The 12,320-nt window shown below is 59.5% G+C and carries 9 protein-coding genes and 2 pseudogenes; 10 read left to right on the top strand and 1 reads right to left on the bottom strand.

All coding sequences use genetic code 11. The features are described from left to right. Positions 1–90: 90 nt before the first annotated feature. The 10 genes and pseudogenes from HG421_RS04240 to HG421_RS21180 form a co-directional block, all read left to right on the top strand. Positions 91–353: pseudogene (locus HG421_RS04240) on the top strand (YlcI/YnfO family protein). A 6-nt stretch (positions 354–359) separates the two neighbouring features. Continuing rightward, positions 360–668 (top strand): type II toxin-antitoxin system RelE/ParE family toxin, encoded by a 309-nt coding sequence (locus HG421_RS04245; protein WP_007963395.1) that lies wholly within the window; start codon positions 360–362, stop codon positions 666–668. Next, positions 662–1,711 carry a restriction endonuclease gene (locus HG421_RS04250; RefSeq protein WP_248279464.1) on the top strand — a complete coding sequence of 350 codons (1,050 nt, stop codon included), beginning with the start codon at positions 662–664 and terminating at the stop codon, positions 1,709–1,711. The genes HG421_RS04245 and HG421_RS04250 overlap by 7 nt, the downstream gene beginning before the upstream one ends. 302 nt (positions 1,712–2,013) lie before the next feature. Further along, positions 2,014–3,543, top strand: a complete 1,530-nt coding sequence (locus HG421_RS04255) for a type I restriction-modification system subunit M (protein ID WP_169708086.1) — start codon at positions 2,014–2,016, stop codon at positions 3,541–3,543. A gap of 13 nt (positions 3,544–3,556) precedes the next feature. After that, positions 3,557–3,988: a nucleotidyltransferase substrate binding protein gene (locus HG421_RS04260; RefSeq protein ID WP_228329915.1), complete on the top strand. Its 432-nt coding sequence runs from the start codon at positions 3,557–3,559 to the stop codon at positions 3,986–3,988. After that, positions 3,981–5,546: a restriction endonuclease subunit S gene (locus tag HG421_RS21175; protein WP_169705352.1), complete on the top strand. Its 1,566-nt coding sequence runs from the start codon at positions 3,981–3,983 to the stop codon at positions 5,544–5,546. The genes HG421_RS04260 and HG421_RS21175 overlap by 8 nt, the downstream gene beginning before the upstream one ends. A gap of 56 nt (positions 5,547–5,602) precedes the next feature. Beyond that, positions 5,603–6,289, top strand: coding sequence for an abortive infection family protein (locus tag HG421_RS04270; RefSeq protein ID WP_248279465.1), 687 nt, complete (start codon positions 5,603–5,605; stop codon positions 6,287–6,289). Continuing rightward, positions 6,289–6,963 (top strand): hypothetical protein, encoded by a 675-nt coding sequence (locus HG421_RS04275; RefSeq protein ID WP_169705354.1) that lies wholly within the window; start codon positions 6,289–6,291, stop codon positions 6,961–6,963. Before HG421_RS04270 ends, HG421_RS04275 begins: the two co-directional genes overlap by 1 nt. Then, positions 6,963–10,142, top strand: coding sequence for a type I restriction endonuclease subunit R (locus HG421_RS04280; RefSeq protein ID WP_169705355.1), 3,180 nt, complete (start codon positions 6,963–6,965; stop codon positions 10,140–10,142). The genes HG421_RS04275 and HG421_RS04280 overlap by 1 nt, the downstream gene beginning before the upstream one ends. Before the next feature lie 276 nt (positions 10,143–10,418). Further along, positions 10,419–10,604, top strand: a pseudogene (locus tag HG421_RS21180) (XAC0095 family protein); the annotation flags it as partial. Between the two features lie 273 nt (positions 10,605–10,877). Here HG421_RS21180 and xopQ read toward each other — a convergent pair. Then, on the bottom strand, positions 10,878–12,257 hold the full coding sequence (gene xopQ / locus HG421_RS04290; RefSeq protein ID WP_169705356.1) for a type III secretion system effector XopQ: 1,380 nt from the start codon (positions 12,255–12,257) through the stop codon (positions 10,878–10,880). Positions 12,258–12,320 lie beyond the last annotated feature (63 nt).

The following is a 12,320-nucleotide window of genomic DNA, read 5'->3' on the forward strand; positions in this document are numbered from 1 at the left end:
ACATCGTCGGCTTAGGTCTGCAAAGAAAACCTTGAAGCACCGGCGCCCGCTTGCGATGATGCATCGCAATTGCAACGCGCCGGGCCTGCCGTGAAATCCGCATCTCTTCCATCGCTCCGGGTAGACCCTGCGCTGCGCGAAGCGGCCGAGGCCGTGTTGCAGGAGGGGGAGACGCTTTCCAGCTTTGTCGAGCACTCCGTGCGCGCCCAGGTGCAACAGCGCCAGCAGCAGGAAGCCTTCATTGCACGCGGGCTGGCCTCGCGTGACAGCGCCAAGGCATCCAACCGGTACATCGCGCGACCGATGTGCTGGCCGGGCTGCAGTCCCAACTGGACCAGGCGCGCAAGGGCTGAACCAGAGTGCGCTTCACGATCCGCTTCACCGAAGAAGCGCGCGACGATCTTGCGCGGCTTTACGACTGGCTGCTGCAGCGTGTCGATGGCGATTTCGCCATCGCTGAGCGTGCATTACAGGCCATTCGTGAGAGCATCGCTGCACTTGAAGTGGCACCGCTGAGCTGTCGTAAAGTTCGCCAAGGCGACCCTTTCCAGCGTGAGCTGGTGATTGGCTTCGGCCCAAGTGGCTATGCGCTCTTGTTCGAAGTCCAAGACAAGCAGACGGTGCTCGCGCTCGCAGTGAGGCATCAGCGTGAAGACGACTGGTGCTAAGGTCTTGCGACGAAGAATGTATAGAAAACTTTGAATTTAAGAAGAAGGTCGTGATGGCACGGATGTGGATGGTGCGTGGTGAGGGTGGCAGCTTGTACGAAGCATTTCGCGAGCAAGGCGTGGTTGCAGTGGGTTGGACTCAGCTCGCGGCTGAGGCCAAGCCAGGTGTTGATCGCAAGCAATTAACCGCGATTTATCAGGCTGCTGAGCCATTGGCCCGACCCGGTACCGTCATTTCCGGCGCCTCGCAGGTATGGCGTTTCGTAAATGAAATTCAGCAAGACGATTGGGTCATTACTTACTCGCCAGCGAATCGCCTTTACGCAGTTGGCACTGTGGCGGGGCAGGCGGAGTACCTTCCCGAGTCGGCCGAATCAGGGATAGCGCTTGCGCGCAAGGTGCAATGGCTGCAGGAGCTTCCCCGCGATCACCTGGGCATCTCCACCAAGAATAGCCTTGGCTCCACATTGACATTGTTTGAGGTGCCGCCCAGTGCCGCTGACGAGATATTGGCAGTGCTCAAGGGCAAGCCAGTGCAGGAGATCGAGGAAGCGCTGGACGAAGCTGTTGCCGACCCTCTTGCAGGTATCGAATCCCAGGCGCTTGAGCGCATCAAAGATCTGGTCAGCGAGCTTGGTTGGAATGACATGCAGCAACTTGTGGCCGGCATTCTGCGAGCGATGGGCTACAAGACTCAGGTCTCGCCTCCCGGTTCAGACCGTGGGAAAGACATCGTTGCATCGCCGGACGGGTTCGGTTTCGAGCATCCACGCATTGTCGTGGAGGTCAAGCATCGTAAGGGGCAGATGGGCAGTCAGGAAATTCGCAGCTTTCTTGGTGGGCGCCACAAGGATGATCGCGGTTTGTATGTCAGCACCGGCGGCTTCAGCAAGGATGCGCAGTACGAAGCAGATCGCGCGTCCATTCCACTGGCGCTGTGGACGCTGGACCATGTGGTGCGCGCGCTGATCGAGCACTATGCGGCTACCGACGCCGAAACAAAACGCATTGTGCCGCTGAAGCGGCTTTACTGGCCCGCCTGAAGCCAGAGGAAGAACAAGTGACATCTACCGAACAAAAGATCGAGCGCTTCATCGCCGCGTTGGCTTCGCTTGGCGGCAGCGCGGGCAATCAACGCCTGCGTGAGGAACTGGGCTGGCAGGACAGTACCTATCAACGCATCAAGCAGCAACTGATCGACGACGGCCGCATCCGCGCTGGTCGGGGGCGAGGCGGATCGGTTGCCTTGACGGCGGCGACACAAGCGCCAGCTGTTCCCAACGTCGTACCCGAACCAAAGCCGGCACGGGCCAAACCCGCGGCTGCAACGCTCAAGAATGAACCTGTGTCCGAACTCGACTACGCCGACAAGCTCTGGAAAACCGCCGACAAGCTGCGCGGCAACATGGAGCCCAGCGACTACAAGCACATTATGCTCGGTCTGATTTTCCTCAAATACATCTCGGATGCCTTCGAAGCCCGGCACGCAGCCTTGCTGGGCGAAGATCCACAGGCGGCAGAGGACAAGGACGAGTACCTCGCCGAGAATATTTTCTGGGTTCCCAAGCAGGCACGTTGGTCGCACCTGCAGGCAAACGCCAAGCAATCGAGCATCGGCACGTTGATCGACGACGCCCTGCGCGCCATCGAGAAAGACAACGAATCGCTGAAGGGCGTGCTGCCCAAGGACTACGCACGCCCCGCGCTCAACAAGGTGATGCTGGGCGAACTGATCGACCTGATTTCCGGCATTACGCTCAGCGACAAGGGCGCCAAGTCCAAAGACGTGCTGGGGCGCGTGTACGAATATTTTCTCGGTCAGTTCGCAGGCGCCGAAGGCAAGCGCGGCGGCGAGTTCTACACACCGCGCAGCGTGGTACACACCCTGGTGGAGATGATCGAGCCCTACAAGGGCCGCATCTACGATCCCTGCTGCGGTAGCGGCGGCATGTTCGTGCAGAGCGAGAAGTTCGTCAACGAGCACGGCGGGCGCATTGGCGACATCGCCATCTATGGGCAGGAAAGCAATTACACGACCTGGCGGCTGTGCAAGATGAACCTTGCCGTGCGCGGCATCGACAGCGACATTCGCTGGAACAACGAGGGCAGCTTTCACAAGGACGAACTACGCGACCTGAAGGCCGACTTCATCCTGGCCAACCCGCCGTTCAACATTTCCGACTGGGGTGGCGAGCGCCTGCGCGACGACGTGCGCTGGGCGTTCGGCCCGCCACCGGTGGGCAATGCCAACTACGCCTGGTTGCAGCACATCGTCCATCACCTCAGCCCGCACGGCTTTGCCGGCGTTGTCCTGGCGAATGGCTCGATGAGCAGTCAGCAAAGCGGTGAAGGCGAGATCCGCAAGGCGATGATCGAAGCTGGCGTGGTCGATTGCATGGTCGCCCTGCCAGGACAATTGTTCTATTCCACGCAGATTCCGGCCTGCCTGTGGATTCTGGCCAAGGACCGCAGCAACGGACTGGTGCTGCAGAGCAAGTTGCGCGACCGCCGTGGCGAAATCCTGTTCATCGACGCTCGCAACATGGGCACACTGGTTGACCGCACCCGGCGCGAATTGAGCGATGCCGAGGTGGCCAGAATCGCGGCGACCTACCACGCATGGCGTGGCGAGCAGGACGCAGGCGACTACGCTGATATCGCCGGGTTCTGCAAGGCTGCCTCGCTCGATGAGGTGCGCAAACACGGCCATGTACTCACGCCGGGCCGCTATGTTGGTGCAGCGGCGCAAGAGGATGATGACGAACCGTTTGCCAAGAAGATGCAGCGCCTGGCAACTCTATGGCGGCAGCAACAGCAGGAAGCGGCGAAGCTTGACGCAGCGATCGAGATGAATCTGAAGAGCCTGGGGTTCTGACAGGAGAGACATGATGAACGAGAAACTCGACTTCACAGCATTGCGCAATGCGGTGTCTTCGCTGGAAGACAGCCTGGGCGTGGTCAGCGACAGCACCTGGTTCGACCAGCAATCGAAACAGGTGAAAAATACGCTGATGGCAGGCGTCATCCAGAATTTCGAGTTCGTCTATGAAATCGGCATCAAGATGCTCAAGCGCCAGATCGAGGCCGAATCCGCCAGCCCGGAGGAGGTGGACGAAACCAACTTTCGCGAAGTGCTGCGCGTGGCCGCCGAAAAGGGCTTGATCGCCGACGTGGAGGCCTGGTTCAAGTATCGGCAGATGCGCAACATCACCGCGCACACCTACGACCACGAAAAGGCGAAGAAGGTGTACCAGGGCACACTCGACTTCATCGTCGATGCGCGCGACTTGTTGCAACAGCTGGAAGCACGCAATGTCTGACACGCCCAATATTGACATCCGGCCCGATCATTGGCAGATCGTGCGCGACATTCTGCGTAAGCACGTGCCGCAATATGAAGTATGGGCTTTCGGTTCGCGGGCCAAATGGCTGGCCAAGCAGTATTCCGATCTGGACCTAACGATCATCACCGACCAGCCCTTGTCGCTGGCGGTGAGCGCGGCGCTGGCCGACGATTTTTCCGAGTCGGATTTGCCGTGGAAGGTCGATGTAGTTGATTGGGCGACTACTGGTGAGTCGTTTCGCAAGATCATTGAGCGGGATAAGGTGGTGGTGCAGGAATCGCAGCACAAAAGCTCATCTGCCGCGAGCGCCTGGCATGAAGTTCCACTGTCTGAATTAACGGCCACACCTGCAACTTACGGAATAGTACAGCCGGGGCAGGTTGCGTCTGACGGTGTGCCGATGGTGCGCGTGAACAATTTCAAAGGCCACTCGCTTAGTCTCGAAGATGTGATGCGTGTTGCGCCAGAGATCGAAGGGAAGTACGAGCGCACACGTATCCAAGCCGGCGACGTCCTTATCACGATTGTGGGCTCCGTAGGGCAGATCGTCATTGCTCCTGAATCATTAGCAGGTTGGAACATCGCCCGTGCCGTAGCCTTAATTCGCCCGAAAGTGCCGGAGCTTTCGCGCTGGATTTCGATGGTTTTACGCTCTCCGTACGCACAGCATCAACTCGGTGTTGCGGCAAATACTACAGTGCAAACTACCATTAATCTTAAAGATCTCCGCCAACTGAAGATCCCACTACCGGGGAAGAGAGAGCGTCACGCGATCACCGGCATCTTAGGTGCACTCGACGATAAAATCGAGCTCAATCGGCGTATGAATCAGACGCTGGAAGCGATGGCCCGCGCCCTGTTCAAGTCTTGGTTCGTGGACTTCGACGGCGTGCCGCCAGAAGACATGCAGGAATCGGAACTGGGCTTGATTCCGAAAGGATGGCGGGCTGCTTCACTCGACTCCGTTGCTCACTACCTTAATGGTTTGGCGCTGCAAAAATTTCCGCCAGAGAGTGAGGTCGATTTCTTGCCCGTCATAAAAATCGCGCAATTGCGCGCCGGTAATACGCAAAATGCAGATAAAGCAAGTACTCGGATCAAGTCGGAGCATATCGTCGAAGACGGTGATGTATTATTTTCATGGTCAGGCACGCTGGAAGTCGAAGTGTGGACGGGGGGGCGCGGAGCATTGAACCAGCATCTGTTTAAAGTGACTTCGACAGAAGTTCCCAAGTGGTTCTATTACTTTGCCACACGCGAACACTTGCCTGACTTCCGAACCATCGCCGCAGGCAAGGCCACCACGATGGGTCATATTCAGCGCAAGCACCTTGCTGACGCTAAAGTCGCTGTGCCGCCGGCCGATGCGATGGGTGAATTTGACCGTACAATCGCGCCGCTGTTCGAGCAGATCATCAACAACGCTTTGCAATCTCGAACCCTTGCGCAACTGCGCGACATCCTGCTCCCCAAGCTGATTTCGGGCGAGTTTGGGGTAAGGGATGTGAAGTGCTTCATGGAAAAAGCAAGGTGAGTCTGGATTGGTGCCCAGGCATCCGTGAAGCGTGCTCGTATTGGCGCGAAGCGCCAATGTTGCAGCAGACCTTCGAGGCGCTGGAACGCACCTTGGATCAGGACAACGATGCGTGTATAGATTGCGCAAAATCAATCGTTGAAGTGTTCTGCCGCATCATCGTGGATGAATTGGATTCGCCTATTCAACCTGTCAAGCCTAAAGTCCCTGCCCCTGATTTTGGTGTGTGGGTGGGTGCCGCTGTACGCGTGCTTAAGCTTGGCGAAAATCAAAACAGTAAATTTCTTAAGCTGGTCTCGCAGCACCACAAACTGACAACAGCACTGGGCGATCTACGGAACGAATCTGGGCCGGTCAGTCATGGGCGTGATGGATTTCTTGCCAAACTGTCCATCCACCACCGCCGCTCGGCGGTCCTGTCAGCGGATGCATTGGTGATGTTTCTGCACCAAGCCTACCTGGAGACCCAGCGAGATCCGGTCAATTCACGCGAGCCTTGGGAGCGGTTTGAGGAATTTAACCAGTTAATTGACGCTTACGTCGGGTTGGGGTTGGTAATGGACGATGACGGCAATCCTGAGTTTCAGGTTCTTTTACCGGGCAATGACTCCTTTCCACTCAATGTTCCAGTCAGTCGGGTTCTCTATCAGCTTGACCGTGGTGCTTATATCGAAGCGTTGAACGCCGCACGTGTTGCTACTGCTCTTGTAGCGGAGCAGGATGTACAACGAGGAGAGCACTGATGGCCTGGGACTGGGCAGTGATTGGAACCGCTGTTGGTGGGTTTTCCACTCTGATCTATACAGGATTCACTTATGCACTGCTGCGCGAGAACCGTGCGCTGCGCAAGGCTGGCCGCTCGCCCCATGTGATTGCCCGTTTCGAGCCGCACCCTGATGGCAACGGAGCCCTGCAACTTGCGTTCTCAAACGTAGGCACAGGTCCAGCCCTGGATGTCTGCTATTCGTTCGAGCGTGAGGCGGGCGATTTCGAGAACTATCACATTTTGTTCAAGCACGCCGAAGAGCGCCCGGCATTGACCATGGTTGGGCAAGGTGAAAAGTTCAGCTTTACTTTTGCTATCGGGTTCAACCTGTTCAGTCCCAAAGATGCGAACGTCAGCAGAAGGCTCAAGCCTTTTTACGTCAACGTTAGCTGGCGTGCTGCAGGGGAAAAGAAGCTAAACGCTGAAAAATATCTTTTGGGTATCTCGGCATATGCCGGGCTGCCTGGGGTTGTCGAAAAGCCATCCATTGCCAAGATTGCCGATGCGTTGGGTGACATCAAAAGGCACATGGGAACATTGGCGCAAAATGCTGACGCACGAATTCGAATAGTGGATGCGACCTCGATCGAGGAGCACATAAGGAAAGTCGTTCCAGTACGACAACCACTTTCCGATGAGGAGCAGAGCTAATGGCTTTTCTATCCGAAGCCGCAGTCGAGCAAGCCCTGCTTGAACAATTACGCAGGTTGGGCTACTCCGTCGTCTCGGACAACACAACGGGCCCGGACGGCAGCGCGCCGGAACGCGAAAGTCATGATGTCGTGGTGCTGCACCAGCGATTGGCCGATGCCGTCACCCGGCTCAACCCGCAGCTGCCGCCGGAGGCGAGGGAAGACGCCATCCGCAAGCTCACCCAAAACGACTTGCCGAACTTGCTGGAAGAAAACCGCCGCATCCACACGCTGCTGACCGAAGGCGTGGATGTCGAGTACTACGCAGACGATGGTGTGCTGACAGCGGGCAAGGTTTGGCTACTCGACTTTGACCGCCCGGAGAACAACGACTGGCTGGCTGTTCAACAGTTCGTGGTCATCAGCGGCCAGACCAGACGCCGGCCGGACGTGGTGCTGTTCGTCAACGGTCTGCCGCTGGCGGTGATCGAATTGAAAGCACCCGGCAGTGCAGGTGCACACCTGGTGGGTGCGTTCAACCAGTTGCAGACCTACAAACAGCAGATCCCCGCGTTGTTCCATACCAATGCCGTGCTGGTCACCTCTGATGGTATCGCAGCAAGGGTCGGCTCGCTGTCCGCTGATCTGGAGCGCTTCATGCCGTGGCGCACCACCGACGGCAGGCAGGTGCTGCCCAAGGGACAGCCGGAGCTGCCCACGCTGATCGAAGGCGTGTTCGCGCCGCAGCGGTTTCTGGAGCTGCTGCGCTGGTTCACCGCTTTTGGCGAAACCGGTGGCGGGCTGGTCAAGATCATTGCCGGTTACCACCAGTTCCACGCGGTCAACCACGCGGTGGAATCGACGATTCGCGCCTCACGCACGGCCATTGCCGAAGATCCAGCCAATTACGGTTTGGCCAGCGTCAACACGCAGCCGGCAGGCGACCGCAGGGCGGGGGTGATCTGGCATACACAGGGCAGCGGCAAGAGCCTGCTGATGGCCTTCTATGCCGGGCGGCTGGTGCAACACCCGGCGATGCGCAACCCGACGCTGGTGGTGCTGACCGACCGCAACGACCTGGACGACCAGTTGTTCGGCACGTTTTCGATGTGCAAGGCGCTGCTCCGGCAGACACCGGTGCAGGCCGATAGTCGCGAGGATCTGGCGCGCCTGCTCGATCGCGCAAGCGGCGGTGTGATCTTTACCACCTTGCAGAAGTTCGGCGAAGTGGATGCGCCATTGACCGCGCGCCGCAACGTGGTGGTCATTGCCGATGAAGCGCACCGCAGCCAGTACGGCCTGAAAGCCAAACTGGACGCGAAGACCGGCGTGGTATCGTATGGCTTTGCCAAATACATGCGCGATGCGCTGCCCAATGCCTCGTTCATCGGCTTCACCGGCACGCCCATCGAAGCGACCGACGTCAATACCCCCGCGCTGTTCGGCCATTACATCGATGTCTACGACATCAGCCGCGCGGTGGAAGATGGCGCAACCGTGCCGATCTATTACGAATCGCGGCTGGCGCGCATTGAACTGGATGAAGACGAAAAGCCCCATCTGGATGCCGAGGTCGAGGCGCTGTTCGAGGGGGAGGACACGGATGAAAAGGAAAAGCTGAAAGGGCGGGCAGCGGCGGTGGAGCGGCTGGTCGGCAGCCAGAAACGGCTGGCCCTGGTGGCGCAGGACCTGGTGACGCATTTCGAAGAGCGCGTGGCCGCGCTGGATGGCAAGGCGATGGCGGTGTGCATGAGCCGCGAGATCTGCGTTGACCTTTATAACGAAATCATCAAGCTGCGCCCCCACTGGCACAGCGACGACGACACGCTGGGCGCGGTCAAGATCGTGATGACCGGCGCGGCCAGCGACCCGCCGCAATGGCAGCAGCATATCGGCAACAAGGCCCGGCGTGATGCATTGGCCCGCCGCGCCAAGGATCCTGCCGACCCGCTGAAGCTGGTGATCGTGCGCGACATGTGGTTGACCGGTTTCGACGCGCCTTCCATGCACACCATGTATGTGGACAAGCCGATGAAGGGGCATGGGCTGATGCAGGCCATCGCGCGGGTCAACCGCGTGTTTCGGGACAAGCCGGCCGGCTTGATCGTCGACTACATTGGTATCGCGCAGAACCTGAAATCCGCCCTGGCGCAGTATTCGCCCCAGGACAAGCAGAACACCGGCATCGACGAAGCGCAGGCGATCGCCATGCTGCGGGAGAAGTACGAAGTCGTGCGGGATATGTACCACGGCTTTGACTACCTCACGGCACTGGATGGCAAACCGCAGCAGCGCTTGGCAATGATGGCTGGTGCGATCGAGTGGATCCTCGATCAGCAGCAGCAATGGATGGCCGCGGCAAGCAGCGACGATGGCAAGAAGGCGGCGCAACGCCGCTATCAGGACGCAGTGCTGGCCTTGTCCACGGCCTATGCGCTGGCCTCCGCCTCGGATGAGGCGCTCGCGGTGCGCGAGGAGGTGGGCTTCTTCCAGGCCATCCGCGAAGCCTTGGTCAAAAGCGCGACAGGTTCAGGCATCAGCTCGCAGGAGCGCGACTTCGCCATCCGCCAGATCGTGAGTCGTGCGGTGGTCTCCACCGAGATCGTGGATATCCTCAAGGCTGCCGGCATCCAGTCGCCGGACATTTCCATCCTGTCCGACGAATTCCTTGCCGAAGTGCAGCGGATGGACAAGAAGAACCTGGCATTGGAAGCGCTGCGCAAGCTCATCAATGATGGCATCCGCGCGCGTAGTCAACGGAACATCGTGCAGACCAAGGCATTTACGGAACGACTTGAAGACGCCATCGCACGCTACCACGCCAATGCGATCACCACTGCCGAGGTCTTACAGGAGTTGATCCAGATCGCCAGGGACATCCGCGCCGCACGCGCAAGTGGCGAAGAGCAGGGATTAAGCGAGGAGGAAGTTGCTTTTTACTTTGCCTTAGCAGAGAACGAATCTGCGGTGCAGGTGATGGGCGACGATGCACTCAAGGTCATTGCACACGAGCTGCTGGTGAGCCTCAAGGGCAGCGCTTCGGTGGATTGGGCGCGCCGCGATTCGGCGCGTGCGCGCATGCGTGTGCTGGTCAAGCGCATCCTGCGCAAATACGGCTATCCACCTGATTTGCAGGATGCAGCGGTTCGCACGGTTCTACAGCAGGCCGAAGCACTCTCTGCTTGCTGGTGCGCCTGAGTTGCGCTATTGACGCCAGACGATAGCAGTAGCAGGATTCAACCACGGAGCCTCGAAACTCCGCTAACAGCGGTACCCACCTCCGACAAACCGGTGGGTTTTTTGTGCCTGCAACTTTTGTAGGTGCAACCGACGTGATGCCTGCGTCGGGAGGGCGGCTAATACAACACCCGCAAGGGGAATACGCCCGCCGGCTGTTAGCGGTTTCGAGCCTCCCGACTTCCCATCCCCCGCCTTGCGGCGGGCGGGATGATTCCATGGAATGAGGAGCAGGCCATGTCGGACGTTGTACGCGATGTGCAGTCATCCCCGGGCTACTACCTGCCAGAGGGCGCGCAGTACCGCTTGCAGCAGCTGCGCGACCATATGCGGTTTCTGGCGCGCCTGGCGCAGCCGCGCACGCAGGCCGAAGAGCAGTTGCGGCAGCCGGCCGTCCGCATGGACGAGCTGGCGTGCTGCCTGTAGCTGCTGGCCGAGCAGGTAACGCAGGCACTGGCGCAGGTGCAGTGGCCCGCGCGCCTGGAGCCCGACGCCTCTGAGAACGCGCATGCCGTCGCCGGGGAGGCCGCATGAACCGGCGATGGCATCGCCCCGAATACAAAGGCGGGCCGGGGACGACAAGCTGCGTGATGCGCTTGCCTTCGGCATCACCGTGGAGCGGGTGGATGCGCTGGAACCGTTGCTGCTGACCAGCTCTGCAGAACCTGGTTGCCGCGTCTGCAGAATGATCGATCGTCATTCTGTCTTGGCAAGCGCCGCTTTCGCCAGGGCGGATATCAGCAGTTTGGCTTTCTCCGGATGCTTGACCTCGTTCTCGCTTACCTGCTCCACAACGCTGAGTCCATTGGTCTGGATCTGTCTCGGCGTAAACAGCATGCCCGCGGCGCCGGGAACCGAGGCGAGAAGTGTCAGTGGGTCGTACAAGTTGAGTTTGGTGACCTTCGGCCACACCTGGTCGAACGCAATGGCCTGTCTTGCGCCGTCTTGCGGGCCGTGCGCCGGCGGTAGTTCTTCTGCGGTGAACGTGCGGAAGAACCAGGTCTGATCCAGTCCCGGAAGCAGCCCTGCCTGAATCCCTTCCCATAAGCCATTCAAGGCGTTCTTCTGCACGTCCTTGAGATAGCTGCCTACCGAATGCCGGCTCTGTGCCAAGGCTTCATAGAACGCGGGAGATACCGCCGTCTTGTAGGCAGATTCCTTGGTAACGATGCGCAAGGGAATGTGCAGTTGCTGTGCCTTGCGATACAGGCCACGGGCTGCATCCAGATCTGTCGCATTGTTGTAGGCCCGGGCATCTGGCCGTACGTGGCCGTCATCATCCTTGTCCGGCTCAACACCTCCCATGATGGTGATGCGCTTGACGCGCTCGCGCACAAGATCCGGATGCGCATCGACCAGTGCATGGGCGTCGGTCATGCCTGCGATCACCACCATGTCCAGCCCCTGCGGGGCCTGCGTCAGGCGCTGCCGCAGCGCTTGCAGGCTGTTGCCGCAGACCTCGGCCGGGTCTGCGCGCAAGACATTGCCTTCCTGCAGGAATTTGGCATGGTCCTTGGCCTGTTTCGCAGTCATCGGGTAATCCTGCCCGCGCGAAACGCGTACCTCCGGTAGTTGCAGTTGGTTGAACACGCCCTTGGCAAGCCGGGCACGCTCCTCACGCACGCTGGCATCGCCCAAGGTCACCGCAACGTCGGTGAGGCGTACGAAGCCCGCCACCTGCAGATGCTTGCCGATGGTGTAGGCGACCACATCATCGGGATCCTTGTTCGGGTCGGTGAACAGCACGGTGTCACGCGGTGCAGCCGGTGTGTGGAAGCTGAGCTCCCGCAGCACCGCCGCTTCGTCGGACGTGAGGCAGGGAGTCCCTTCGGCCCCGAGTTCGGCGAGCATTCGGCGCTGCGCTGCCGTCAGTGGAGGGGCACTGAGCGAGCGTTTGAGGGCGTCAGCGCCCTGTGGTCTTTTCCGCGGCAAAGCCTGCAGCACCGGGGCTTGGGGCTCTGCGCAGGGCGGGTGTCGATCTGCCGCCACCGGTCCAGCGTGCTGAGCCGTGCGCTCGGTCGCTGCGGCCGTGTTTACGGGCATGTGCAGTGTGGGTGGGTACCTGATGGGGTCCATCCATTGTTCTCGCGTAGATGCTGGCCAACGGGACGATCAGCATGGATGCGGCGTCATTCCCTG

Source organism: Xanthomonas campestris pv. badrii (assembly GCF_012848175.1).
Lineage (GTDB): Bacteria > Pseudomonadota > Gammaproteobacteria > Xanthomonadales > Xanthomonadaceae > Xanthomonas > Xanthomonas campestris_C.